Origin of the sequence: Pelomonas parva, assembly GCF_043555835.1 — a bacterium.
In the GTDB taxonomy this organism is placed as follows: Bacteria; Pseudomonadota; Gammaproteobacteria; order Burkholderiales; family Burkholderiaceae_C; genus Pelomonas; species Pelomonas parva.
The window spans coordinates 161,063-186,948 of sequence record NZ_JBIGHV010000010.1 but is presented as its reverse complement, the minus strand read 5'-3'; the positions used below and the strand labels follow the sequence as shown (position 1 = coordinate 186,948).

21 protein-coding genes and 2 pseudogenes are annotated in these 25,886 nt (G+C 64.3%); 11 read left to right on the top strand and 12 right to left on the bottom strand.

Going from position 1 to position 25,886, the window contains the following annotated elements:
- Positions 1-52 precede the first annotated feature (52 nt).
- Positions 53-1,663: a benzoylformate decarboxylase gene (gene mdlC, locus ACG00Y_RS23895; RefSeq protein WP_394483276.1), complete on the bottom strand. Its 1,611-nt coding sequence runs from the start codon at positions 1,661-1,663 to the stop codon at positions 53-55.
- Between the two features lie 120 nt (positions 1,664-1,783).
- On the opposite strand from mdlC, the gene ACG00Y_RS23890 reads away from it, so the two are divergent.
- A complete protein-coding gene (locus ACG00Y_RS23890) occupies positions 1,784-2,695 on the top strand; it encodes a LysR family transcriptional regulator (protein WP_394483274.1) in 912 nt (303 codons plus the stop codon).
- A 120-nt stretch (positions 2,696-2,815) separates the two neighbouring features.
- Entirely contained in the window at positions 2,816-4,171 is a 1,356-nt protein-coding gene (locus ACG00Y_RS23885) for an IS1380 family transposase (RefSeq protein ID WP_394483272.1), read from the top strand.
- Between the two features lie 321 nt (positions 4,172-4,492).
- Here the strand turns inward: ACG00Y_RS23885 and ACG00Y_RS23880 are convergent, their stop codons facing one another.
- The 5 genes and pseudogenes from ACG00Y_RS23880 to ACG00Y_RS23860 form a co-directional block, all read right to left on the bottom strand.
- Positions 4,493-5,350 (bottom strand): hypothetical protein, encoded by an 858-nt coding sequence (locus tag ACG00Y_RS23880; RefSeq protein WP_394483270.1) that lies wholly within the window; start codon positions 5,348-5,350, stop codon positions 4,493-4,495.
- Positions 5,278-5,790 carry a hypothetical protein gene (locus tag ACG00Y_RS23875; protein ID WP_394483268.1) on the bottom strand — a complete coding sequence of 171 codons (513 nt, stop codon included), beginning with the start codon at positions 5,788-5,790 and terminating at the stop codon, positions 5,278-5,280. The genes ACG00Y_RS23880 and ACG00Y_RS23875 overlap by 73 nt, the downstream gene beginning before the upstream one ends.
- The gene (locus ACG00Y_RS23870) at positions 5,775-5,972 is read right to left on the bottom strand and encodes a hypothetical protein (RefSeq protein WP_394483266.1); all 198 of its coding nucleotides are present in this window, start codon (positions 5,970-5,972) and stop codon (positions 5,775-5,777) included. Before ACG00Y_RS23870 ends, ACG00Y_RS23875 begins: the two co-directional genes overlap by 16 nt.
- Before the next feature lie 14 nt (positions 5,973-5,986).
- Positions 5,987-7,102, bottom strand: a complete 1,116-nt coding sequence (locus tag ACG00Y_RS23865; RefSeq protein ID WP_394483264.1) for a LacI family DNA-binding transcriptional regulator — start codon at positions 7,100-7,102, stop codon at positions 5,987-5,989.
- 78 nt (positions 7,103-7,180) lie between these two features.
- A pseudogene (locus ACG00Y_RS23860) lies at positions 7,181-7,713 on the bottom strand (IS91 family transposase); the annotation flags it as partial.
- Between the two features lie 169 nt (positions 7,714-7,882).
- Here ACG00Y_RS23860 and ACG00Y_RS23855 point away from each other — a divergent pair.
- Together ACG00Y_RS23855 and ACG00Y_RS23850 are read left to right on the top strand one after the other, a co-directional pair.
- Positions 7,883-8,137, top strand: a complete 255-nt coding sequence (locus ACG00Y_RS23855) for a hypothetical protein (RefSeq protein ID WP_394483262.1) — start codon at positions 7,883-7,885, stop codon at positions 8,135-8,137.
- A 157-nt stretch (positions 8,138-8,294) separates the two neighbouring features.
- Entirely contained in the window at positions 8,295-8,945 is a 651-nt protein-coding gene (locus tag ACG00Y_RS23850; RefSeq protein ID WP_394483260.1) for an ATPase, read from the top strand.
- A gap of 31 nt (positions 8,946-8,976) precedes the next feature.
- Here the strand turns inward: ACG00Y_RS23850 and ACG00Y_RS23845 are convergent, their stop codons facing one another.
- Positions 8,977-9,222 carry a helix-turn-helix domain-containing protein gene (locus ACG00Y_RS23845; protein WP_394483259.1) on the bottom strand — a complete coding sequence of 82 codons (246 nt, stop codon included), beginning with the start codon at positions 9,220-9,222 and terminating at the stop codon, positions 8,977-8,979.
- Between the two features lie 109 nt (positions 9,223-9,331).
- Positions 9,332-9,589 carry a helix-turn-helix domain-containing protein gene (locus ACG00Y_RS23840; RefSeq protein ID WP_394483257.1) on the bottom strand — a complete coding sequence of 86 codons (258 nt, stop codon included), beginning with the start codon at positions 9,587-9,589 and terminating at the stop codon, positions 9,332-9,334.
- Between the two features lie 163 nt (positions 9,590-9,752).
- Here ACG00Y_RS23840 and ACG00Y_RS23835 point away from each other — a divergent pair, with 163 nt between their 5' ends.
- The 5 genes from ACG00Y_RS23835 to ACG00Y_RS23815 all read left to right on the top strand — a co-directional run bounded on the left by ACG00Y_RS23835 (position 9,753) and on the right by ACG00Y_RS23815 (position 17,629).
- Complete coding sequence (locus tag ACG00Y_RS23835) at positions 9,753-10,520, top strand: transposase (RefSeq protein WP_394483255.1); 768 nt, start codon at positions 9,753-9,755, stop codon at positions 10,518-10,520.
- A gap of 32 nt (positions 10,521-10,552) precedes the next feature.
- Positions 10,553-11,038 (top strand): RNA polymerase sigma factor, encoded by a 486-nt coding sequence (locus tag ACG00Y_RS23830; RefSeq protein ID WP_394483253.1) that lies wholly within the window; start codon positions 10,553-10,555, stop codon positions 11,036-11,038.
- Positions 11,035-12,096, top strand: a complete 1,062-nt coding sequence (locus tag ACG00Y_RS23825) for a FecR family protein (protein ID WP_394483251.1) — start codon at positions 11,035-11,037, stop codon at positions 12,094-12,096. Before ACG00Y_RS23830 ends, ACG00Y_RS23825 begins: the two co-directional genes overlap by 4 nt.
- Before the next feature lie 74 nt (positions 12,097-12,170).
- Positions 12,171-15,188, top strand: coding sequence for a TonB-dependent receptor domain-containing protein (locus ACG00Y_RS23820; RefSeq protein ID WP_394483249.1), 3,018 nt, complete (start codon positions 12,171-12,173; stop codon positions 15,186-15,188).
- Positions 15,189-15,307: 119 nt separating this feature from the next.
- Positions 15,308-17,629 (top strand): hypothetical protein, encoded by a 2,322-nt coding sequence (locus ACG00Y_RS23815; protein ID WP_394483247.1) that lies wholly within the window; start codon positions 15,308-15,310, stop codon positions 17,627-17,629.
- A 51-nt stretch (positions 17,630-17,680) separates the two neighbouring features.
- Here ACG00Y_RS23815 and ACG00Y_RS23810 read toward each other — a convergent pair whose 3' ends face one another.
- From ACG00Y_RS23810 to ACG00Y_RS23800, 3 genes are all read right to left on the bottom strand, one after another.
- The gene (locus ACG00Y_RS23810) at positions 17,681-19,423 is read right to left on the bottom strand and encodes an ABC transporter ATP-binding protein (RefSeq protein WP_394483246.1); all 1,743 of its coding nucleotides are present in this window, start codon (positions 19,421-19,423) and stop codon (positions 17,681-17,683) included.
- Between the two features lie 65 nt (positions 19,424-19,488).
- Positions 19,489-21,312 (bottom strand): asparagine synthase-related protein, encoded by a 1,824-nt coding sequence (locus ACG00Y_RS23805; protein WP_394483244.1) that lies wholly within the window; start codon positions 21,310-21,312, stop codon positions 19,489-19,491.
- Positions 21,313-21,317: 5 nt separating this feature from the next.
- On the bottom strand, positions 21,318-22,049 hold the full coding sequence (locus tag ACG00Y_RS23800; RefSeq protein ID WP_394483242.1) for a lasso peptide biosynthesis B2 protein: 732 nt from the start codon (positions 22,047-22,049) through the stop codon (positions 21,318-21,320).
- Positions 22,050-22,679: 630 nt separating this feature from the next.
- Here ACG00Y_RS23800 and ACG00Y_RS23795 point away from each other — a divergent pair.
- Entirely contained in the window at positions 22,680-23,684 is a 1,005-nt protein-coding gene (locus ACG00Y_RS23795) for a hypothetical protein (RefSeq protein ID WP_394483241.1), read from the top strand.
- Between the two features lie 449 nt (positions 23,685-24,133).
- On the opposite strand, the gene ACG00Y_RS23790 is transcribed toward ACG00Y_RS23795, so the two are convergent.
- Positions 24,134-25,306, bottom strand: coding sequence for a tyrosine-type recombinase/integrase (locus ACG00Y_RS23790; protein ID WP_394483239.1), 1,173 nt, complete (start codon positions 25,304-25,306; stop codon positions 24,134-24,136).
- A 114-nt stretch (positions 25,307-25,420) separates the two neighbouring features.
- Here ACG00Y_RS23790 and ACG00Y_RS23785 point away from each other — a divergent pair.
- A pseudogene (locus ACG00Y_RS23785) lies at positions 25,421-25,762 on the top strand (sensor histidine kinase); the annotation flags it as partial.
- Positions 25,763-25,886: the final 124 nt, after the last annotated feature.

Sequence of the window (25,886 nt, the reverse complement as noted above, 5' to 3'; positions counted from 1 at the left end):
CGTGGTGGAAAGTGCTGTCGTGCAAGGGGGGCGTCGTGATGTTGTTCCGGGCTCAGGCGACTTCGACTTCGACGACGGTGGGGCCGCTTGACCTCAGCGCCCGGCTCAAGGCGTCGTGCAGCCTGTTGGCGTCGGTGACCTGCAGGCCCGCGCAGCCCATGCCTTGCGCCAAAGCGACGAAGTCGATGTCCGGCAGTTCGGTGCCTTGAACCACGTCGCTGGCCGCGAAGCCGAAGACCGGCGCGAACTCTTGAAGCGCTGCGTAACGCCGGTTGTTCAGGATCACGTAGGTGATGGGCAGCTTCAGTTGAGCCGCGCTCCACAGCGCCTGGATCGAGTACATGCTGGAGCCATCACCGATCAAGCCGATCACGCGCTTTCCTGGCTTGCCGAGCGCCACGCCCACGGCGGCCGGCATGCCGTAGCCGAGCCCACCGCTGTCCATCGTGTAGAAACCTCCACTGCGCGTGATGGGTAGGTAGCCCTGCATTACCGGGCGCGAACTTGGCGCTTCCTCGACCACGATGTCGTCGGCGTCCCGCAGCTCGGCGAGCGTTTGCAGCACATATGCGACCGACATCCGATCCGACGGCTCGGCGCGTGGACGCGCAGTCCTGGCAGCCGGCGCCGACCTTGGGGCCGGCGTCGGGCGGGATAGCAGGTCTTGAATCGCGAGACCGATGCTGCCCACCGCCGAGACGCCGACCGGCGTCCAGGCCGCCGTGTCAGGATCGTCGGTCAATTGGCACAGCGTGGCGCCTGCCGGAATATGCGGGCCGGCGCCCTCGACGTGGTAGGCGAACGCAGGCGCGCCGATGGCCACGATGACGTCGTGACCGCCGAGAAGGTCGACGATTTTTTCGCGCATGGCCGGCAGGAAACCGGCGAATAGACGGTGGTCCTCGGGGAAGCTGCAGCGGCCCGACATGGGCGCCGCCCAGACGCGGGCGTTGTGTGCCTCGGCAAGCGCCAGCAAGTCGTCCCACGCGCCATCGCGGTCCACCGCCGCCCCGACCACGAACGCCGGGTGGTGGCTGGCGTCAAGCGCCGCGCCGATCCGGTCGAGCACCAGCGGTTCGGGTCGCAGGCGGGTGCTGACGACACGCTCGGCGACCAGTTCCCCGGGCTGATCCCAATCGTCGACCGGCACCGAGACGAGCACAGGTCCGCGCGGCTGCATCATCGCGATGTAGTAGGCCCGGGCAATCGCCAGCGGCACGTCGGCGGCACGCGCCGGTTCAATGCTCCATTTGACGTAAGGCTTGGGCAGCTCGGTGGCGTGGGCCGACGAGAGGAACGGATCGAACGGCAGGATCGACCGCGCTTGCTGGCCGGCGGTGATCACCATTGGTGTCCTGTTCTTGTGGGCGGTGAAGATGTTGCCCATCGCGTTGCCGACGCCGGCGGCCGAATGGAGATTGACGAAGGAGGCGTTGCGGGTGGCCTGCGCGTAGCCATCGGCCATGCCGACCACCACGGCCTCCTGAAGCCCAAGCACATAGCGGAAGTCGGCGGGGAAGTCGCGGAACATGGGCAGTTCGGTCGAGCCGGGATTGGCGAAGACCGAGGTCATCCCAAAACGGCGCATCAGATCGAACACGGCGTCTCGCACCGTGATCGTGGCGAGGGCCGAGGGGGCGAGGGAAGCATGGACGGCGGGCAAATCGGTCTCCTTGCGAGGTGCGGTGCGTGGGGTGCGCCGCGCTGTTCGATGGACTCAGTATCAAAGGCCGAAGCCTGTCTGAAAATTGCCATTTTCAGGAAAAGCCATTACCGTCCTGATATGGCTTTCGACATTCATCAACTGCACGCCTTCACGACCATCGTCTCGGCCGGCAGCCTCGGCCGCGCGGCGATCGCGCTGAACGTGACCCAGCCCGCGCTCAGCCGCACCATCAAGCGATTGGAGGAGCAGGTCGGCGCACCGCTCTTCGAACGGCACAGCAAGGGAATGCAGCTGACTGACATCGGCAGCGTGCTGCTGCCACACGCGACGCTGATGCAACGGGAGTCGGAGCATGCGACCGAAGAAATCAATGCGATGCGCGGCCTGGCGAAGGGAACAGTTCGCGTTGGCGCGGTCGGCAGCATCGCCTGTCATATCCTGCCTCTGGCCATCGGTCGCGTGTTCGCCAAGTGGCCCAAGCTGCAAGTGCAGGTGGTCGAAGGCGTCTGGGACCGATTGGCCGACGCGCTGACCAAGCACGAGATTGACCTGGCGCTGGCCGTCGCGGTATCCGACACCGATGAGATCACCGCGATCAAGGACTGTCGATGGGAAGACTACAGCCACGTCGTGGCGGCAACGAACCACCCGTTGCGGCAGAAGCGCCGACTGCGGCTCGCGGATGTCAGCGACGCGCCGTGGGCAATCGCACCACGCGGGACAGGGCCCTTCGAACATATGCAGCAAGTCTTTGCCGCCAACGGATTGGGGCTGCCGAATATCGTCGTCGAGACGCGATCGGTCACGGTGTTGAAGAGCCTAGTCAGCCAGTCCGGCTTCTTGAGCTGGATGGCGGAGCCGATGTATGAGGCGGACCGCAAGGCGGAGCTGATCGATGCCCTGCCGCTACCCGGCGTCAAGAGGACGCGCATGCTGACGGCCTTTCGGCGTCGAGCAGGAATCCTGCCCGGGCCTGCGGTCAAACTCCTGGAAGAGCTTCGCGCTCTGACGACAGACGACGTCCATTGAGGCTGACCACAGTAGATGCTTGTGCCTTTAGCCTGAATCCGTGACCTCGCCTATGTAGACGGTCACCCAGCGGGTGTCGCCCGGAGGCAGTGAGTTGCAGGAGTTTGGAAGAATCCGGGGATGCGTCCGATCCAAGTCAAGCAACTCGACTACGACCTCACCCCGACTGCTGGCCTGGCCCTGGTCGGACATTTCCTGAAGACGCTTGCACCGGTACTCGCCGATGTCGATGCGGCCTTGCCGGTGCGCACCGGCGTGGCCACCAGCGACATCGTGCGCAGCTACCTGGGCTTGCTGGTGCAAGGCAAGAGCGATTTCGATGCGATCGAGAACCTGCGCGGCGACAAGTTCTTCAAGCAGACGCTGGGCATCAGGCTGCTGCCGTCGAGCCCGACGCTGCGCCAGCGCATGGATGCGCACGCCTCGAGCCTCGCCGCACAAGTGCAGCCAATGATCGAGCGTCTTCTGGCGCGCCACGCCCCAGACTATGGCGTGCTGCCCTGCGGCTGGCTGCCGCTGGACATCGACACCTTTGCGATGGACAACAGCGGCACCGCCAAGGAAGGGGTCGGCCGCACCTACGCGGGCGTCGACGGCTACTGCCCGCTGGCCGCCTACCTGGGCTCGCACGGCTTCTGCCTGGATCTGGCGCTGCGCCCCGGCACCCAGCACTCGGCCAAGCACACCGATGACGATCTACGCGCCGTTGTGCCGCTGGCCCAGCGCTTGAGCGCAGCCGGGCCGAAGGCGCCGCTGCTGGCGCGGCTGGACTCGGGCTTCGATTCTGCGGCCTTGATGACATGCATCGAGTCGATGAACGTGGCGGGCTTGCCGCAAGTCGACTGGCTCATCAAGTGGAACCCGCGCAGTTCTGACGCCGCGCAGATGGCCGCCGAGCTCGACGCCGCCGGCACGGCCTGGGCGCATCCGCGCGCGGGCAAGCGCGTGGCGACCTGGGAGCACAGCGTGCAAGTGCCTGGCGCGCAGCGCCCCGTGCGCCGCGTGCTGCGGCTGGCCGAGCGCACCATCGGCTCGCGTGGCCAGCACCTGATCCTGCCCGAGTACGAACTCGATGGCTGGACAACCACGTTGCCCGCGCGCATCGACGCCAGCCAAGTGATGGCGCTGTATGCCGACCACGGAACGCACGAGCAGTTCCACGCCGAGTTCAAGACCGACCTGGACCTCACGAGGCTGCCCTCGGGCAAGTTCGACACCAACGCGCTGGTGTGCCGGCTCGCGGCGCTGGCGATGAACATGCTGCGGCTGATGGGCCAGCGCGGCCTGCTCGGGCCTGATGCGCCGGTGCGCCACGAGGCCAAGCGCCGGCGCATCAAGACGGTGATGCAGGAGTTGATCTACCGAGCGGGCCGCTTGATCGAGCACGGTCGACAGCTGGTGCTCGGACTCGGGGCCAACGACCGGGCGGCAGTGGTGTTCCTGCGGCTGCACGCGCAGTTCGCCGCCTCGGCGTAGCGGCGCGAACGAGCCGAGCGGTCCAGTTCCAGGTAGGCAGCCCGTCAAGGCGCCGGCCGACTGCGTCCAAGGCAGGCTCTCGGCACGGCCGCTGCATGCTCGGGCTACGGGCTTCACCGTTCAATTCGAGCGGCAGATGCACTGCGGCATTGCAATGGCCAAACCAAGCCGCCAGTTCATGCGCTGCGACCATCGATTCGCAGGCCGCAATCAGGTGATCGGCATCGCCTGCCGACGCGCGGCAGTCGAGGTCACGGATTCAGGTTTAGGTCTTGTTCCCTTTCGGTGGCCTCGCGTGTCTTCTCGTTAGTTGCCATTCGCCTACGAAACCTTCCTGGACAAGCTTTCGATAGGCTTCGGCTGACTGTCGGTAGCTCGGCAGCGTTTGGCTGAGCTTGGAAAGTACCTGCTGGGCTGCAGCGAGGTCCGCACGAGCCTTATTGAGTGTTTCGTTCTCCTGGGCAACACTGTCCAAGTGCGCTTGCCGGTGTGCCCGGAACTGGCCTTCGGTTTGCAAGAAGAGGTCGGCCGCTCGGCCTTGTCACGGACGAACGGCTTGTCCTGGGTTTCTGCATCAATTCGGCGCAGGTTGAGTCTTCGCATCGCGACGTCCCGAGCGAGCGCATTCGTATCGGCCTGGGACAACCGTGCATCCAAACGAAGCAATACCTGACCTTCAGCGACCACGTCCCCATCCTCGTTGCCGATCTCGACATAGCGCAGCTTGAACGGCGCCGGATGGCCGTCCTTGGCGCGCTTCGCGCCCCACTTCGTACTCACTCGCCGGTCACTTATTCGATCTCGTCGAGCGCGTCCTGAACGAAGGGCTGCAGTTCCTTGCCGACCGGGACGGCCTCGCCGCTGAGCGCGTAGCCGGCGAACACCGCCAGCACCGGTTCGGCCTTCGTCCTCGCACCACAGCGAAAATTCGAGCAGCCCCACGCGGTCGGTAGAGCGGTAGCCCCAGCTGCCGGGATTGCCTGGACGCTGGTCGATCGGGCGCAGCGTTTCCTTCCACTTGAGGCGGTTCGTCACGCTGCGGCCTTCGACGTAGTTCCCGCCGGGGAAGCGCAGGAAGCCCGGCTTCATGTCGATCATCTTTTGCATCAGGTTGGGCCGGTTGCCGTTCGGCCGATCCTTGTGGGTCGGCGGGAACAGCGACACCAGGTTGAACCACACCTTGCCCGACTTTCGGTGGCAAGAACCAGGCGCGCGTCGGCTGTCGGCTTGACGTTCGCACCGGTGGCGAGGCTGACGCTGTAGCGCTTCCATTGACCGTCGATCCGGCAGCCTTCGGCTTGGGCGTAGACGGACTTGCCGTCGACGCCTTCAATGCTGATGGTCAGCGGCACGCCGGCAGCGCCGGACGTTTTGGCGTAGAAGGTGGCGCTCGGCGTGACCGGTATGCCCCAGTAGCCAGCATTGTCGATGCCGACCCGGTGACCCGGCGAAGCGTTCTCGGCGTCGATCCACAGACTGGTCGTCAAGGCGGTGCCGGCGACCGGGTATCGCTCGTCGAGCGCCATCGCGCGTTGCCGCCGGCGTGCTGCACCAGCGACCAGCGTTCCGGCGTGTAGCCGTGATTCTTGAAGGCGCGGTTGCGTCAGTTCCGCATACATGCCGCCATCGTAGGAAAGTTGATTTCCTCGGTCATCAAACCGTACAAGGTCGGACTGACCGGCAGGCCAGGCTTGGCGACGTCGATCCGGACGGTGATCTGCGCCATCGCCAGCGGGGCGATCAGGGCACCACCGACAGCAGGCGCTGGGCGCGGAAGCGGCCGCGCCAGCGTGCTCGACAAGTGGCCGAGACGCGTTAGCGAGACGGAATGTTCAAGGGGGTATTTCGAGGGCCCGGCAAGGTTCGGCCTTGAACAATTTTGACGGGCAGAACGATCTCGCTTGGGCCGACATAGGCTTCCCCACGGCGCTGCGCCTCGATCAGCTGCATCAGAACGTCAACCGCACGACGACCCATCTCAAACAGGGGTTGACGCACCGTCGTCATCCGCAACGTGCGGGCCATCAAGGTGTCGTCGAAGCCTGCAATGGAGATGTCATGAGGCACGCTCAGTCCGCAGCCCTCCAATGCGTCGATGCAGCCGAAGGCGATGTCGTCGCTGCCGCAACAGACGGCCTCGGGCAACGGCTGACCGCGGTGGCGTTGCAGCCATTCCTGCATGGCCTGCCTACCCCCTCCGGCAGTGAACCATGTGCGGATCACGTGGTCGGGAGCAACTTCGACCCCGGCTTCGGCATGGGCGCGCAGGAAGCCATCGACACGGCGGTCTGCTCCCTTGACATTCATCGGACCGCCCATGCAGAGGATTCGGCGATATCCAAGCTCGAGCATGTGGCGCGCGATGGCATAGCCGCCCACTTCATCGTCCGCCTCGACGTTCACCTGCGCCCGCAACGGCCCGCCGGCGTGGATCGTGACCAAAGGAGTACGGGGCGGTAGCCAGGTCGTGCTGTCGTCTTCCAGGTAGGGCGCCAGCACGACCAGACCGTCGACGCGGCCATCACACAAGGCTGGGATGCGCTTCGGTGCTTCTTCCCAGCCGCCGAGCGGAAAGATGCAAGTCGCCTGGTGGGCCTCCGTCGCACCCCGCACGACGCCGTTGAACACCTCCAGGAAGTAGAGGTTAGGTTCCTCCGCATTGGCGATGTTGCTGACGAAGCCGATGACATTGGTTCGTTGAAACGCCAGCGCGCGCGCGGTCGCATTCGGCCGGTAGCTCAAGCGCGCCGCGGCAGCAAGGACCCGCTCACGCGTCTCGTCCGACATGCGTATCGAACCCTTCGCACCGCTGAGTGCGGAGGACGCCGCCGCATCAGATACCCCTGCTTCTCGCGCGACGTCGGCAAGCGTGGGCGACTTGTGACGACGACTTTTTGGTGGCTTGGAAGGCTTGGGTGTCGATGCGGACACTGCCAGTGAGCGGTAGAGACGGGGCGCCACACTCTAGCATTGCATCTGGTCAGTCGACGCCGCCAGCAATTCGACCGTGGCCTGCAACGTGGTAGGCGCCAATGCCAGACAGTCGCACCGATGGCCGTTGGCCAGCAGGCCGTAGTGCCGGATGCGATGGAAGCCTCCGGGCAGCACATGCAGCAGAAAGCGGCGCATGAACTCCTGCAGCGCCAGCGTCATGGTCTTGTGGCGCGTGCGGCCCTTGTCGCGGTAGTCCTTCCAGCGGAAGTCACGCCGTTCGCATCGGCGGCGACGAGGCGGCTCTTGGAGATGGCCACCCGGTGCGTGTAGCGCGCCAGATAGGCCAACACGGCCTGCGGCCCGGCAAACGGCCGCTTGGCATAGACCACCCACTCCTGCAGCCGCATCGGCGCCAGCCAGTTGGCGAAGGCCTTGGCGTCCTGCAGCGCCACGTGTTCGCCGAAGAACTGCAGCCTCCCTGCGCGATGCAACTGCTCAAGCCCTTCGAGGAATCGCCGCCGGAACAGCCGCGAGAGCACCCTCACGGGCAGGAAGAAGCCCGGCCGGCTGGCCACCCAACCCTTGCCGTCGGAGTAGGACGCGCCGCCCGTCAGGTGTCTGTTGGCGTTGCACGCCCCGCTTGTAGGTGCGCGGCTATGCTCCGGAGGATTGATCAGCTCTTGACAGACTCGGGTTCAGGACGGGCTGAATCGAACGCTCATGTAATGGCGCAACTGCGCCTGCTAGACTGCCAGCACAACGCTACGAGCAGCCGCCATGTCCTCCCGTACCAGCCGGACCACCTTGACCGAACGTGGGATGCAGATCGCGGAGCGACGCATTCCTGGGCTTGCAGCCAAGGCAGGCCACGAGGCCTACTGGACCACGCTGAGGCACACGGGCGCGGTCACGGTGAAGACCGCCAGCGGTCAGGTCGTTGAGCGCAAGCGCGACGGCAGCTTCACGGTCATCAAGGATCTGCCAGTTGGCAAGCGCGTCAAGCCGGGGACCATCCTGAAGCGTGTCAAGTAAGTCGGCCGACGACGAACCGGCGGCCAAAGCCGCCAAATCTGCTCCGCCCGCGCTGGCTCAACCCGCCCAGCCGCGCCTTCGTGTCCTTGCGGGCCCCAACGGCTCGGGCAAGAGCACCATCAAGCCTGATCTGAAACCCCAGTGGATCGGCGTCTTCGTGAACGCCGACGAGATGGAGAAGGAGATCAAGGCGTCAGGCGGCTACCTGAAGCTGGGCGGCCTCGGCGTTACCGGCAAGCCGGCAGTCGTGCTGAAGCGGATCCAGAAGAGCCTCAAGACCTTCGGTCTGGAGCAGCGATTGGACCTGCCAACGCTGTTTGCAGGCATGAAGCTGGACGATGCGTTGACCCTATGGGTGCCAGGTCCCTACGACTCCTACCTCGCCGCGACGCTTGCAGAGGCGGTGCGCCAGGAACTGCTCGAAGAAGGCCAGACCTTCACCTTCGAGACCGTGATGTCCCATCGCTCGAAGATCGACTTCATGCGGGAGGCGCGGGCGCGCGGGTATCGCGTCTACCTGTACTTCGTCGCGACCGACGACCCTGCCATCAACATCGACCGTGTGCACCGGCGGGTGCTGCAGGGCGGTCATCCGGTCGCTGACGACAAGGTTATCGACCGGTATCACAAGTCGATTGCGCTGATGACCGAGGCCTGCGAGGTCGCCCACCGTGCGTACATCTTTGACAACTCGGGTTCCAAGCACAAGCTACTGGCCGAGGTGACTGATTTCGAGACCATCCGGCTGGAAGCCAGCGTCATCAGTCCCTGGTTCCTCGAGACCGAGCTGTGGAAGGCGTTCTCCTGAAGCCGACGAACCGCCAGGGCGCTGCCGAGGTTCAATTGCCCTGAGTGGAAGTGATGCCCACCGCAAACTCGACCAGCGCAACCAACTGCGAGGCAGTGCATTTCAAGGGTGGTGCCAGCTTCATCAGCGTAGACAGTGTGGGCTGTCGTTCGCCCCGCTCCAGCATGCTGATGTAGTTTCGTTCTAGCTCTGCCTCGAATCCAAGCTGTTCCTGCGTCAGCTTGGCCTTCTTGCGCAGTTCGCGCAGGACACGACCGAAGGTGATCGCAAGGGTCAATTCTTCTCCAACTATTGTTGGAGGGATTTGGCCGACAGGTGAAAGGTCTGTCCGCCAACTATCGTTGGAATCTACTGGGGCGCTTTTCCCTCTAGCAAGTGGAGGCTAGTCAAATGCTCGGAGAGGACTCGGAAAGCTCGGTGGTGTCGGCGCTAGCCTCGACCAAAGCAACCAGATGGGAGGCGCTGCAGCGTAGAGGTCCAGCAAGCCGGATCAATGTGGTCAACGTCGGTTGCCGCTGTCCGCGCTCAAGCAAGCTGATGTAGTTCCGCTCAAGATCCGCCTGGAAACCGAGCTCTTCCTGGGTCAGGTCGGCCTGTTTGCGCAGCCTGCGCAAGACACGTCCGAATGTGATCGCCAAGCTCAATGCGCCTCCAACTATCGTTGGAGAAATTTGGCCGTGCGACTATCATCATGTCCGCCAACTATGGTTGGAATTTCGGGCGTTGCCGTGATCCGGTGCCGGCCGTCTGACTTCCCGAGCTGCTCGCTACGGCGGGTTGACTCGCTGACCTTACTGAGGTGAAAAGATGGGAGCTACTGGAATCGGCGCGGCTTGGTTGCAACGGCCACTCTGCCGAGGCTATCGGGCTGTGGTCTTCGTGATGGCACACGTCGCGGTGCGCACGGCGGACGCCCACCGAGACCAGCCGTTTGGTTGGGCGCTCGGTCTTCTTCCCAACACTGAGGCGGAGGTTCTCGGGCTGTGGAGTCAGCCGGATGCGAGCGCTGATCTGCTTCGTGACCTTCGCGAGCTCGGTGTTGAGCGCATCACCTTCGTGATGGATGCCGGCTGGCAAGCGGCTGCGGACGCGGCGCTGAACGCCTGTCCTCGAGCCCGGCGAGCACCCTCGACCGAGCATTTCGTTCGGAGCGCCACAGAGCCGTTGAAACGCAGGCTAGGAGCCGCTGCTTCCGCTGATCTGCGTGCCGCCTTCAGCGGAGGCAGCGAAGCGGCACTTTCCCGTGTCATCCAGTCGGCGATCCCGGCCACGGATCAGGCCGACCGTATGTCCGAGGCCCAGCACCTGCAGCAGTCGCTCGCCGCGCTATCCGAACAAGATCGGCGCTTCGTCCTGGCGGCGGACCGAACGGCCACGGTGTTGCTCGAAGAACTGGCACGTGCCGTGCGACGAAACGGTTACTTCTTGAACCAAGATGCAGCTATAGAGTTCGTGGCAGAAGCGCTGTTGGGAGCCGAGCGCAGGATGGATCGGGAGCGTGCCGCCATGGCAGCGCACGTCGGAACTCTGCGGGCTGCTCCCCAGGGCCGCCTGGCTGAGTCCAGGGCTGTCTGACCCATACCGTCGATGCGATTGCGGTTTCTCAGATGATCAAGGATCTGCCAAGCGTATTCTCCCGGGTGAGGTCCGCGCTGATGAGGCGCGGTCAGTCGCGGGAGGATGCCGATGACCTGGTGCACGACGCCTGGATCAAGTTGGCGTCCTTCTCGCTCACGCAATCCGTCGAACAGCCCGAGGCGTTCTTGATGAGAGCCGCGCTGAACCTTTCGATCGATGCCCACCGCGCCCAGACGGTTCGCGGCGAGCAGGTGTCGCCCGACGACGTAGTGATCATCGATGGCCGCCCCAGCGTCGATGATGTGGTGCTGGCGCGGGAGCGCCTGGACCGCCTGAGTGAGTGTCTGGCCCGGATGAACGAGACGACGCGCAAGATCTACCTGGCGCACAAGGTAGACGGTGTGAGCTATGCGGAACTGGCGAAGCAGTTCGGCATGACGAGAAGTGGCGTTGAGTGGCACATCTCGAAGGCCGTGATGTTGACGGCGAGCCATATGGAGGGCTGGTATCCATGACGCCTCCGCGCACGGAGACCCCCGGTGGCAAGGAAACCAGACCCAAGGTGACACCGGCCATCGCCGCTGAGGCAGCGGTCTGGGTGACGCGCCTGCATGGGCCTGATCGGTCGCAACAGATGGAGCGCGACCTCCGCGCCTGGCAGGCACAGTCGGCGGCACATCAGGAGGCTTTCGAAAAATGCACGGATGCCTGGCTTGACGTGGAAAAGATCAAGCTCTCAACGGCCTATGAGACCGTAGGTCGCCGCAATCCTTGGCAGCTGGGGGGGGGATACAGGGGCAAGCAACGGTGGGCCGCCATGGCTGCGTCCGTTGCGGTGCTGGCCGTCGGCCTCTTCATCGGGCAGCAGTGGTGGAACGAAGGCGCCTACAGCACCGATGTCGGCGAGCAGCGCGTGGTGATGCTGGAGGACGGCACGCGCATGATCCTCAATACCGACACCCGCTTGCGGGTGAGCTTCGGAGCCCGGCAGCGCACGGTCAACGTGAACAGCGGCGAGGCGATTTTCGAGGTCGCCAGGGACTCGACGAGGCCTTTCGTCGTTCGTGTGGCGGGCAGTGAGGTGGTCGCCGTCGGGACTGCCTTCTCGGTCCGCTATGGCCCGGCCGTCGCCGATGTCCCCCAGGAAGTCGCGGTCACCCTCATCGAAGGGCAGGTTAGCGTTCAGGCGATTTCGGGAGCTGGCAGTGAAGGCATTGCACCAGCCAGCCCCATCCTCATGAAGCCGGGAGAGCGACTGCGCCTGGACTTGTCGCCGAATTCGGCGTCGATCGTCGTGCCGAAGGTGGATCGGCCCAACGTTGAGCAGGTCACGGCCTGGAAGCGCAGCGAAGCCGTGTTCGACGCGACCGGGTTGTCCGAGGCTGTGGCGGAAATGAACCGCTACAGCCGAACGCCAATCGTGTTGGTCGACACATTGGGGGACTCAAACCTGCGCGTGAGCGGCCTTTACCGGACCGGCGACAACGTTGGATTCGCCAATGCTGTCGCCAGCTTGCACGGCCTGACCCTGAAGAATGACGGTGGACGATTGGAGCTCCGAAAAGCAGAGTAGGGCATCCACTGGCCGTTGGGCACTCGACTGAATCGTCATCTTGTTGCTAGCCATCAGCACAACAAGGACATCAGATGAGGAAGCTAACCAACCACAGGTTCCCCTGCCAGCGAGGAGCGCTCGCGTACGCCGCCTGGCTTTGCATCGCCTTCGGCGCCAGCTTTGCCTGCGCTGCTGAGCCCGCCAAGGCAGCTCGCTATGTGTTCGAGCAGCCGTCCCAACGGATGGCGGAGGCCCTGCTCTCAATTGCTCGCCAGACCAGCACCTCGGTGCTGTTCGACCCAGATGCCGTTGTGGGACGCGTCGCGCGGCCCGTGTCCGGCAGGCTCTCACCGATCGAGGCTGTCGCCGCCGCCCTGAAGGGAACTGGCCTCATCGCGGAGCTGAAGGCCGACGGTGGGATCGTCGTCAAGCCGGCCCCGCCTGGCGCCACGTTGCCCGGGGCTCCTGCGAGCAGCGGGCCGGTCATGGTCCCGACGACTGGGCGTGGCGAAGCTGCAGGCGCGCAGGAACAGCAGCGCCCCGTTTCAGTCTCGGGCAACGGGGTCGCCGAAGATTCCCACGCGCCGAGCAGCGGCACGACCGAACTCATGCGGGTTGAGGTCACTGGCTCCCGCCTGCGCCGCGTTGAGGCCGAAGGCCCGGCGCCGGTGAACGTGTACACGCGGCAAGACATCGCCAAGAGCGGTCAGCCAAACCTGCAGCGATTCTTGGCGTCCTTGACCGAGGTGTCGGCCTCCTCGGGCGAGGGCGGCTTCAGCAACACGCTGGGACAAGGCACTGTGCAACTGCGCGGCCTGCCCTTGGGCTCGACGCTGGTGCTCATCAACGGGCGGAAGGTGCAGGCCGTGGGTTCATCGTTCGGCAACGTGTTCAACCTGAACCTCGTCCCCGTGGCGGCGATTGAGCGTGTCGAGGTGGTGCCGCAGGGATCGTCCGCCGTGTACGGCGGAGATGCGCTGGCCGGCGTCGTCAACGTCATCCTGAAGAAGTCGATGAATGGCCAGTCCTTCTCCTTCGGCGCGGGCAAGGGGCGCGGCTTCGACGACCACAGCGTTTCGGTGGCCACGGGCCGGCGTGATGCCGACAGCCAGTTTCTGTTGATGGGCTCCTACAGTCATTCGTCGCCGCTGTCGATGAGGCAACGGGAGTTTTTTCTGGACGCGGACTATCGCCGCATGGGCGGCGTGGATGGGCGCCAGGGCCGCTGCAGTCCGGGCACCGTGCGCAGCGTTTCGGGGAATCTGCCAGGGCTGAACTCAGGCATTGCTGCTATTCCAGCCAATGCCGGCCAGTCGTTGACAGCGTCCGACTTCCTGGCGACCGCTGGCACGGAGAATTTGTGCAACCTTTACGCCACCGGCAACGGCTCCGCGCTGCTCTATGGCTACAAGACTTTGTCGATCCACGCGCTGGGGGAGCGCAAGCTATTCGGCAGCTGGTCCGCGTTCACCGAGGTCACGCATGTCAGGGACCGCATGGAAGGTGCGGATCGCGGCATTCTGATCTCAGGGCTAACGGTGCCGGCCACGAACGCCTTCAATCCCTTCGGCGTTGATGTGAGGGTCTCGGCAGCCCTCGGCGCTGAGAACGGCACTGACGGCCTGGCCAGGCAGACCAACTTCACGCGTGCTTTGGCCGGCGCCAGGGGCGAACTGGGCCAGGGCTGGGATGCGGAGGTGGTGCTGTCGACAGCCAGTGACAGGGGTGGTTCCCAGGTCTGGAACGATCGGGTGAACTCGACTGCCCGGGCCGCTGCGCTCGCATCGTCCGATCCGGCCATTGCGCTGAATCTGTTCACATCGGGCCGAGCGGCCAATGACGCGGTGCTGCGCCAGATCTGGTCGGACTCCATCAGGCGCAGCGTGGGCCGCAAGGACCAGGTCAGTGTGCAGGCTCGAGGCCCGCTGATCGATTTGCCCGCCGGCCCGATCGACGTCGTCGTGGGTGCGGAGGCGGCGCACGATGAGTACAACGTCGCAACCTCGGAGGTGATCGACGTCAAGCGAAGCAGCTCAGCGGCCTATGTCGAGGGGAGGGCGCCGCTGCTCCGATCCAGCAACGAAGGTGGCAGCCGGTGGGATCTCGCGGCATTGACACTGGCCGCCCGGCGCGACCACTACAGCGACTTCGGCTCGGCGAACACGTTCCAAGGAGGGCTCGAACTGCGGCCGTCGCGGAACCTGCTGATTCGCGGATCCGTTGCAACCTCGTTCAAGCCGCCGACGCTTGTTCAGACCAACTACGCTGATACCGTCTACGACGCGTCGATCTTCGGCCTCGTCGATCCGGCGCGTAGCGACGAAGCGATTGCCTTTGGAACGGTTGTCCAAGGGCGGAACCCGGCCCTGATGCCAGAGCGTGGCCAGGCCCGCAGCATTGGCGCTGTCTGGGAGCCCGAGGGTGGTCTCGGCACGCGACTGAGCGTCACGCACTGGCGGACCCGCATCCGGGACATGATCGGCGTGATCCTGCCGCAGACGGTGTTGGACGCGGAGGCGACGTTTCCCCAACTCGTGACACGTGGCCCCACGGTGAACGGGCAGCCGGGCGCCGTCACCAGCGTCAAATACACCGAGGTCAATTTCGGTCGACTTGACACGGCGGGCACGGACCTGGACGTGGCCTATGCATGGAAAACGTCGGCCGCCAAGCTGACGGTTTCAGGTGGCATGAGCCATACCAGCAGGTACAACGTTCAGCTGTCGCCAGGGGCGTCGGAAGAGGATCGGTTGGGTCGCCGTTTCAGCGACTACTGGTCACCACGCTGGAAGGGCCGCCTCGGTGTCGGTGTCGATCAAGGAGCCTGGAGCGTCGGCATGACCAGCCGCTACCTCGGCAGGTACCTGGACCGCGGCACCAGCGACCGCCGGTTGGGTGACTACTGGTTGCACGATCTGGCTGGCACGATGGACCTGAAGAAGATGTGGCCGGACCTGCTCCCCGGCTCCAAGGCCGCATCGGTCGGTGTCAGCGTTGCCAACCTGGCCAATCGCCTGCCGCAGTACGCAGACCGCACGCCGTACTACGACGTGACGCAGGCCGACTGGCGCGGCCGATACGTCACCGTGCGGCTGTCGCTGGACTGGTAGTCCGCCGCCCGCCCGAGCCGCCCGATCTGGCGCGGCAAATTCTTCCCAAGTTGTTCCTCGTGTGCCCCCCGCCCCCGTTCGCGGGGGCGGGCCGCGCCTTGCCTCAGCAGTTGCCCGATATGCGTTTCTATTTCATTGCGACCTTGCTTGCCATGGTGGCATCCGCTGTCGCTCCCGTCGCGGCCGGAGGAGCCCCTGGGCCTTCCGTCCGCGACATCGTCGAGTTCAAGAAGATCGTCCAGCCACTCGCAAATGATGCCGAGGCGCTGCGCAAGCAGACCTCGCCCGACGGCACTCGGGCATTCATCGTCACGAGAAAGGCCGATGTGGCGTCAGACGCCAATCGCTACGAGATCGTGATGCTGGATCTCGACCCTCAACGACTCGCGGAGATGCGACCAGCCCCTACCGAGGTCGTGTTCGCTTTCGATGCGAAATTCGACGAGGACAGTGGCTATCCCGCACTGGCGGAGGTCCAGTGGGCAGGCGATCGGACGCTCGTGTTTCGCGCAAAGATGCACAACGACATCTTCCAGGTCTACAGCCTGAACTTGTCCACTCGCCAGGTCGTCCAGCTGACCCATTCGTTGATGCCGGTCTGGTCGTTTGCCGCCTCAGGGGACCTGAAGCGCCTGGTGTACGTCGCGCTGGTCCCCAATCCCCCGCTAAAGGACGGGGCGCGCAGCATCGTGGTTGGCAATCAGTGGGCGCGCGGTGTGCTGTACGGCCAGGAGCCGCTGAAGAACCAAATCAGCAAGTTTCGCTTCTACGTGGAAGACGTAGGCGCTGGCGATCCGCCGCGGCCGCTCGGCGAGCCGTTTCTGCTCACCAATGCCGGCTTGCCCGTGGCCAACATATCCCCTGACGGCCGTTGGGCCATCCTGCCGAAATATGAGCCGAGCCGTGGGCCGGCCTGGCGCCACCAGTACCCGTTGCTGGACGAGGTCACCAAGGTTCACGGCCCGGCAATGAAGATGGATCCGTTGGGCTACTTCACCGGGTCCACGGCATTCACGGCAAGACGCATGGTGGCGTGGCGGCTAGACGATGGGGAGGTGCAAACCATCGTGGATGCACCAGATGACGCGCTGACCGGAGGGGGGCAATCGCGCCGCGACAAGGTGTGGCTGTCGGCGGGATCGTCTCTCGTGCTTGCCGGCACCCATCTCCCGCTGGTCGACGGTCAAACTTCTACCGCCTCGCACGTCATCGAGTACTGGCCGGATAGCAGGCGCTGGATCAGCATCGCCAAGCTGGACGGGCGGCTGAAGAGCGCGGTCAGCGTCGGCGACCGCCTCGAGGTTGACGACGGCGGGAAGACGCGACAGTTTCTGCGCACAGGGAGCGGTGGTTGGCGCGAGGTGGCTGCGGTTCCGCTGGCTGCGAAGTCGAAGTGGTCGCTTCAGGTGCAGCAAGCCCTCAACGAACCGCCCGACGTGGTGGCAACCGGTCCAGTTGGGCAGGCCGTCCGTCTCACGAAGTTCAATCCTCAATTCGATGCGAGGACGTGGGGCACCATGTCCCCCTACCGGTGGCGCGATGCCAAGGGCCGGCCGTGGGAGGGTGGTCTTCTGCCGCCGCGCGACGCATCGCCGGGGAAGCGGCTGCCTTTGGTCATCCAGGCCTACGTGTACCATCCCAACGCGTTCTACCTGGACGGGCCCAACTCGCGGTCGCAGGGCTTCACCAGCGCGTATCCGGGCCGCGCGTTCGTTCGCGAAGGCGTTCTGGTTCTGGCGATGAGGTACTGGCCGCTCAACGGCAGCAACGCGAACTCGCCCGAAGAGAATCGCATCTTCAACGACGGCGTGAGAGGGGCTGTCAATGCGCTGGTCAGGGAAGGGCGCGTTGACCCAGACAGGGTCGGCATCATCGGGTTCAGTGCGACGGGCGCGAAGGTGATGAACCTGATCACTTTCTCGGACCTGTCGATGCGCGCAGCAACGATCGCGGACGGCGATTCGGACACGCTCTTTTCATACGCCATCACCTACGCGTCCTCGGATTACACGTGGTGGCACAAGGAGATGATCAACGGCGGCATCCCTGTTCGTCCGACGCTCGCGAGCTGGATGGCGAATGACCCAGCACTGAACACCGACTGTGTACGGACGGCGCTGCGCATTGAGACCTACGGCAAGGCGATATCCAACTACTGGGACATCTATGCGCTGATGAGACGACAGTACAAGCCCGCGGATCTGATCCTCATCCCGACCGGAACCCATGGGCTGTCCACGCCGAGCGAACGCATGATCTCGCTGCAGGGCAACGTCGACTGGTTCAACTTCTGGTTGCAGGGGCGAAGGCGCGATGAGCCATTGCTGGCGGCCGAAACTCACGCCTCATTGCGGGCGCAGCATCAGGCGTGGGACCAGATGGCCGTTCTGAAACAGGCCGATGACAAGCGCCCGAGATGCCCATTGAAGAGCGCCGGCTGAAGCAGTGCTGCAGCGGGCGGGGAGTCTGTAGAGGTCACCACCTGGAGGCGGCTACTGATCTCGGCTCGCCTCGTTCCCCTCAGCCTGGCGCCGCCAGAGCTGAGAGTACAGGCCGCCCGTTGCAAGCAGGTCAGCGTGTGTCCCCCGCTCGTGGATACGACCCTGGTCCAGGACGATGATCTCGTCGGCATCCATGACCGTCGACAGGCGGTGAGCAACGATCAGCGTAGTCGAGTTCGCCGCGATTTTTCGAATGGCCTGCAGCACAGCAGATTCGGTCTTGCTGTCCAGCATGGAGGTGGGCTCATCCAGCAGAAAGATTGCGGACTGGCGCAACAGAGCCCGAGCGATCGCGAGACGCTGGCGCTCACCGCCTGACAGCTTGAGCCCGCGTTCGCCCACGACCGTCTCGTACCGGCTCGGCAACGACTCCACCAGTTGATCGAGCTGAGCATCTGTCGCGGCGCGAGCGATGTCGGCGTGCCCGGTGTCTTGCCTGCCAAGCGCGATGTTGGTCGCAATGGAGGCGTGAAGCAGGGTGGTGTCCTGGGGCACCAGCGCGATTCGCGACCGCAGGTGGGCGACCCCAAGGGACTCGATCGGGCAGCCGTCCAGCAGGATGCGGCCGGACTGAGGCGCGTAGAGCCGAAGCATCAATCGGATCAATGACGACTTGCCGGAGCCACTGGGCCCCACGATCGCCGTAGTACTGCCGGCGGGGATCTCAAGATCCAGCTCACGAATCACGGGGCGCCCCGGCTCATAGCCGAAGGTCAATCCTTCGATTCGGATAGACGGGGCGGAGCGAGGCCATCCGGGGGTAGAGGTCGTTGCAGCGTTGTGGCCAGGCTCAGTCGGCTCACGCAGCACACTCAGCAAGGGCTGTACGAAGCCGTAAGCGCGCGCCAGATCTCTGGCGGCGGAGCCGATGATCTCCAGCGGGCGCATCATCTGCAGAAGGTAGACGCTGCTCAGGACCAGGCCACCGATGCTCAGCGATCCGCTGACAACGCCCTCAGCCGCAACGGTGATGCAGGCGGCGAGCGAAACGCCGAAAATCAATGTCGCGGCGAGCGCTGTCCCCGCACTCACGCGGTGGTAGCCCCGCCAGGCGCCGACCAACCTGGAGGATGCCCGAGCGAGCGACTCTTCGGCAGCACTTTCAGCACCAAAGCAGCGCAGTGTCTCTACGTTGGTCAAGCTGTCGGCGAGTTTCCCGTGTACGGCGATGCTCGCGTCGGTCACTGCGCTGACGTGTCGAGTGATCCGCCTGGAGCCCACCGCGAACACGGCGAGGTAGCTGACTGCAGTGAAGCCAAACAGGACGATCAAGGCGGGTTGACCCAGTTGGACAAGGATCATTGTCATGACCGCGAGTTCCACCACGACCGGTATGCAGGTGCTGATGAGATGCGTCAGCAGCAGTTGGGCTCCGGTGATGCCCAGATCGAGACTGTGTTGCAGCTCGCCGCTGCGCTGACGCAGTAAGCCGGCCAAAGGTAGGCGCAGGACATGCTCGACAAACCTTCGCCGGAGCGCCTTCATCAGGCGCTGCTCGACCTCGTTGACGAGGACTGGCCGTACATCGCCAACGAGCCGACCCCCGCACAAGACAGCAACGTAGATGGCGCCCGGCACCATGACAGACGCCAAGGAGATTGCGCCCACGGCAGCGCCGCCGGCTGCGGCGTCGACAAGGTGCTTCAGCGCGAGAGGCGCGAGGGCGGCCGTGACACCTCCGAGGATGACCAACCCGGCGGTAGCGGCGATGTACAGGCGCAGGCGTTTGTCCATTGCCTTCGCCAGGAGCTGCATCAGGGGGCGAAGCGTCTGGCGAGTGGGCACGGCGAACCGATTGTTCAGGCGCTCGCGGCGGCGGTGCTGCCGAGCACCTGGCTCAACCACGCTTCGGCCGCAAAGCAGCAATGGACTTCTGCGACGTAGGCGCCAGTTGTTGACGGTCTTCCCGTCAACGTTGACTCGACCCGCTCACGGTCCAGCAGGCCTCGACGGATCAGCTGTCCGTCCAGCAGGACTTCCCTGGCCAACGGCAGGCTTCGCTGCAGCACGGCGGTCGCATGTTCATCAATCCCGCCCTTGGAACGGCGTCTTGCGATCTCCGTCGGGATTCGGTCAGCGAATGCCTCCCGCGCCAGTGCGCGACCCTGGCCGCCGCGAGTCAGCAGATAGGTCGGCAACCTCAGGCAGAGTTCCAGAAGCGGCTGGGAGATCAAAGGGTGTACGGACTCGGGTGAGGGGTCACGTCGATAGGGGTTGTAGTACTCGACCGGGCAGACCAGGTTCCGAAGCTGGAAGAGCTTGCCGATCGGAAGGTCGGATGCGGCAAGAAGCTCTGGATGAACGAAGCGCGGCGCCTGACGAAGTGTGTCCATGACGATCTCGCGCGATGCCAAGCTGATGTACTGCCCGACCCCTGAGATCGGATCGTGCTTCGCAAGTCGATCTCGAAAGGCGAGATGAAGAGCCCGCCAGAACGACACACGTCCTAGACGCGCGGCGTCCAACACGGCTTGAGGGAAGCCTCGATCTACCCCACGGAGCTGCAGGTAGTCAGCGGCCGGCCATGTGCTGCGTATTTCCTGGAACAACTGGTCGCCGGCAGCACCCGTGAACATGACGCGTGCTCCAACAGCCTCTGCGGTCTGCGCATCGATGCGGTCCGATCCCAATCGCCCGAGATGGTTGCTGGGCACAGGTTCGCGCGCGGGATAGAGAACTTCGCTGAGATGGAAGTCGTCGTCACGACGCCGCTCGATGAGCCGGCAGCCGGCGTGGGCAGCAGCGATGCGTGCGTACTCGCGCTCGTCGCTGTCCGAGCCTGGCGAGTGGTAGTTGAGGCAGGCAATACGAGCAGTCGATGGCCCCTTGAGCATGCTGCCCAGCAGGATCGCCGAGTCGAGTCCGCCCGATAGCCTGAGCAAGATCGTGTCGTGGCCCGACGTCCACGCACTCACACATTGCGTCGTGGTGTCGCGCAACATGGCCGCGGCGACTTCTGGTGCAAGGTCCATGGGCTTGCGCGCGATGTCGGCAGCGCTCCAGAACAACGTCGGCGCAGAGCTTGAAGGTGCACACGGGGTGAGCTCACCTGCCAACACCTGCGTCACACCGGCCAATGCGGTCTCGCGGCCACCGAGTTGGCGGAACACCAGCGCAGCCATCACGGCATCCCAGTTCACGGACGGTGCCGGCATTCCGAGCAGGGTGAGCACGTCCTCCAGGCAAGAACAGGTAATCGTGATGCCGTCGTGCTGTAGCTGGTAGCAGGGGAGCGCACCGGTGGGATCACGAAGGACGCGACTCTCGCCTGTCCACGAGGGCAGGAAGGCAATCCACCGCCCCCAGAAGTGCTCGATCAGGGCGCGACCATCCGTCCTGACGATGCAATCGTCCTCGGCGTCGCTGATCTTGAATTCGCGGTCACCGCCGTCGTACACCTCGGCTCGGCGGAACAGTCGCCCGAGGAGGACGCCTCGTTGCGATGGGAACGTGTGGGCCTCGTTCCCGCCGGACGTGCAGCCGGCGGCGTAGACGCGCAGTCCCTGGGATGAGAAGACGCGGCTCCATCCGTCACGCTGTTGGAGGGATGCTTCGACGCGTCGGGCGGAGGTCGCCTGGGCCTCGCTTGCCGATATCCAGCTGAATGCGATGTACCGGAACATGGAGGTCAAACGACGAGGATCGGGGTGTAGCCCCGAATGGTCTCGTGGAGGTCGTTGAGCACGAGAGAGCCGGCCTGAACCCAGGAATGGGCTATGAAGGGCCGTGTTCGAACGCCGATGACCCAGCGTGGATAGAGGCCTTCTGCTGACAGGAATCGAAGCATGATCAGCGAATCGCGCAGGCACTCGTCGTGGGACGACATCACGAGGGGACGGGTGCGCAGATACCAGCGTGCCGCGCCCTGTAGTTCCTCTCGCGAGAAGTCCTCTGGTTTTGATGGTTCCGCTGACCGTAGGCGTTCGACCCGAACGACGATCTCCGCCAGGTGGAGACGCCTGAGCCAATGTCCAACTGCGAATGTCGCATAGGCAATGCTGGCAGCTCGCCGCCATTGAATGCCGTGTCGCGCCGGCTCATCGATAGCCGCCAGGCTGCGTTGCGGTTCGAGGATGGTGGTCCGAGCTGGCGTTGCCGTCGAGGCGCTGGCGAGCATGCCTTGCTGCCACATGTGGTCGATCCACGTGTCGACTTCTCTGCCGCTCGTTCCGCTCTCCGTCGCTGACGTGCCAAGCGGCCAGTCGGCGATTCGGGCGGATAACGCCGGCAGCAGCGCGCCACCAACGCCGATGTATCGGTCGCGCCTGAGATCAAGCAGGATCACCTGCCCGTCGACATGACACGCGCGCACATGATCGGCAAGCCGAAGGTTCTGCTGCTGTGTTTCTGTCTGGGACATGGTGATCCTGCGCGGCGTGCAACCGGTGCTACACGCCGCAGCGCCGGTCAGGCGTCACTCGCGGAACTTGATGACCGAGTTCTCTTCCAGGCGGTTGTTCTGCGGATCGCCCTTGGTTTCCTCCTTGGCGTCGCCCAGGTCGACCAGTTCCAGTTGCGGTGCTTCGTTCATGACGTTCTCCTTCAGTGGTTGAGGGTCAGGATTGCCTTTGGCGGGATGCCGCAGGCGAACCGAAGATAGGAGGGGTCAGGTCGGCCGCGCAATGGCTTTTGCCGATGAGTTGGAGCGTTCGGGATCGACGGGCCTTTGCCGCTCCTGCATCCGTGCTGACTCGAGGCATGCCGGCCTATGAGGTGCGCCGGTCGACACGTTCGGCGGCATCGCGTGTCTTCTGGCCGACTCGGTTGTGAATGCGCTGGAGGGCGAAAGGCCATGCCCGTGTCCAGGCTTCACGGCATCCTTCACGGCCCTCATTCCGCCTGTGCCAGGGTGACCCTCTACTTCGCCCTCGCACGCGAGCGGCGGTCGGACGGTCCGCTTCTGTGGCTCCGCTGCCGCGAGACCGAACGATTACGACGGTGGTCCGAAGTTTCTACTGTGTCTTTGGAGTAGCTGAAACGTCATAGAAGGATGGAGACGTCTGTTTCAGCTGAAGACGGACCGAGGACGTGGCACATCTGCTGGCAGGCCGCCAAAGGGCGGAACCTGCTGGCGGACCCGTCCATGGTGGACCGGATTCGCGATCGTCTGTTCGCTGCGCACGAGCCGCAGGAACGGGCGCTGCTTCACTATCTCCTGATGCCGACTGAGATTCACGTGCTGAGTCGCCTTCCTGCCAGCGCCGGTCCCGGAACCATCGCGCGCGTGGTCGCCAACCTCGTATCCAGATGGGTGCGCGACATCGATCGAACGCGTGGGCCGGTGTTTGTTGGCCGCTATCACGCCCATGAGGTTCCAACGGCTGAAATCCTGCGACACGAGCTGCGGATGTTGGCTTGGCGACCAGTCGCAGTCGGCCTTTGCGCCAGGCCGACTTACTACACCAGGTCCTCCTTGCGGATGTCCCTTGGTCTGGAACGGACGAAGGACTTCGACGCGAAGGCGCTGGCCGGCACCTTCGGCGACACGGTGCATGGAGCCCGCATGGCGATGCGCGCGGTGATCCGAGGGCGCCCGCCTGCAGTTGAGCTTCGCGAGTGGGAGCTGACCCATGGCCTGGCCCTCGCGATCGGGTCCGCGAACGCGGCGTCGCCGCTTGTGCGAGAGGTTGATGGCGTTGCTGCGGCCTTCGTTGCCGCCGGCGGCGCAGAAGGTATCGATGGCGCAATCAAGCTTCTGGAGCGGTGGGTAGCCTCGAAGCTGGGTCTCCGGGACGGGCAGTGCCTGGCGAAGCTTGCGGGCTCGCAGGGCGCACGAGCGAGAGCGCTTGTCGCCGGCCTCGCCGTTCAGTCGGACATGTGTTCCGCTGCGTTCGTGGCCCGACACTTCAACCGTGCCAAAGCAACGCTTTCTGAGCAGATGGCAGCTTCGCGCCGACGGCCCCAGGACCAGCACATCCTCGCTACGCCTCTGCTGGAGATCTTGGCCGAAGCTGTGAAGCTGACGGGCCGCGACAGACCGAGAAGCAGCCTCTGAACTTTCGAGCGCAGCGAAGCGGTGTAGCCATGTGCCTGGTTGCCACAGCATCGTCGATGACAAGGTTGTCGAACTGCAGGCTGTTGCCGAAACGTTGCACGGAACGAGGCCAGGGTAGCGGTGCGGTCCGGGTAAGCGGACTCCTGCGCGCAGAACTTCAACGCGCCCGCATCACTCAGTGCGTCATGCCGCTCAAGGCGCTCCACAGCAGCGGCACCATCCAGGCCAGGCGCCACAACCAGCATGGCTTGCGGGGCGCCAGCAACAACGCGCCGATATTGGACGCCGCAGTCGGGTCGGGCGCTGGCCGAACACTTCGGACTGCGCCTACGAACGCCTGAACGCGAGGCCGGCGAACGGGTAGAGCAGCAACGCCAGCCGCCGGGCGAGGAGATGGCGGGCGCAGCAGCAAGGGGAAGGTGGCCGCCAGGGTTAGCAACTTTTCTGGTCTACACCGCGACACGGGCAAGGGCAGCCGAAGCTACGTCTCCCCGGAGATGTCCGTAGTGCCGCTCGATCATGACAACGCTGGTGCCGGAAATTTGGGCAATGGTGAGGAGGTCCAGGCCCTCAACGACCAGATCAGTTATCACGCTGTGGCGGAACGTGTAGGCAGTTGTACCCGGTGGTAGCCCAGCGGCCTTCACTGTTTCCTTGATCGGCCACTTCCATGCATCCTTGTCCCAGCGCTTGCCGTCGAAACGGGTGAACATCGGCGCCGTCGGAAGTTTGTCCTTCGTGGCGGCGTCGAAGTGGTCTGCAACGACGTCAGGCATCTTGATGCGACGGTCTCTGCCGCTCTTGTCCTTGCCAAGCTTCAAAACTTTTAACCGACGGTCCCAACCTCCTGCATCAAGCGCGGCAACTGCGCCGGGCCGGAGAGGAACCTGGCACATGCCACGGATGAAGGCTGCGAGATCAACCGGCGCCTTTGTGAGGAAAGACTGGCGCTGACCCCGGTCAAGGTAGAGGTCGCGGCTTCTGTCAGCGCCTTTGATCGGTCTCAGCTTTGTGCGCCAAGCAAAGTCGGTCGTCACCAGTCCGTCTTCAAACGCGAGGTTCAACGCGGCGCGGAACGGTGTCAGGTCTCGATTGAGTGTGCTGTCGCTGCGCCGTTGGCCGCGGTTGGGACCACTCTTTGTCGGACGCGAGATGAGCGAATCTCGCCAGACGCCAACTTGCGAAGGCGTGAGTTTTGCGAGGTTGGTCTCAGCAAGTTTCTTGTCGTTCAGCACATAGTTGTCGAAGCGCTGCTCAGCATCTTTCGCGGCTTTCTCGCCCTTGAGGGTGCGTACGTGGTCGACGTATCTTGAGCAGGCGACACGCACCGTTGTCGGTCCAGCCTGTCCACCGCGCTCGATGTGGTCGAACCAGATGAAGGCAGCCTTGGTGGCAGCGTCGAAGCGAAGGTGATCGGCGATATCGGAGAAATCTCCGAGCGGGTGGAAAAACTGCTTGGCGTCGGCAGGCCCGTCATCGCGTGCGCGCGCCATCCATCCGCCGCCGGTTGCAGACATCTTGCGGAAGCCGACAAAGCATCCCTTGCGTACGCGGTGCCAGTAGGGTTCGCGGCGCGTCTTCAACTTGCCGCGAGCTGCGACCGTATCGATTCGGGTGACCATCCTGCGCCCCGCCTCAGAAAAAAGTACGAAAAAAGTACGAAAAACTGGGGTGAATTTTAGGAGATCAAGCGGGACCTTGAAAGTCAATTTCTTCTATGAAATCAACGTCTTAAGATGTCCCAGAAAGTCCCATTTCCTCGCGTTGACATGGTGGGGGCGTTGGTTCGAATCCAATCGCGCCTACCAAATGAGAGCGGCCATGCGGCATCTGCCCAGGTCGAAGTGCAGGGACGGCCGCAGCATCTGCACCCCATCGTGTGCGACGAGGCCTTCCGCATCGCCGGCGAGGCGCTGCGCAACGCCTTCCACCATGCCGAGGCGACGCGGGGCCATGTCGAGATCCGCTATGACCCGGTGGAACTGCGTGTGCGCATTCGCGACGACGGCAAGGGCATCGACCCCGAGGTGTTGCGCGCCGGTGCAAAGCGGGGGCATTTCGGCTTGAGCGGCATGCGTGAGCGCGCCGAACTCCTTGGTGGCAAATTGACCATCGGCAGCGGCGAGCATGGAGGCCCGGATGTGAACCGCGCCTGCATCCCGGGCGTACAGCAGGCCTGCGGCGGCGCGATGGTGGCGGCCG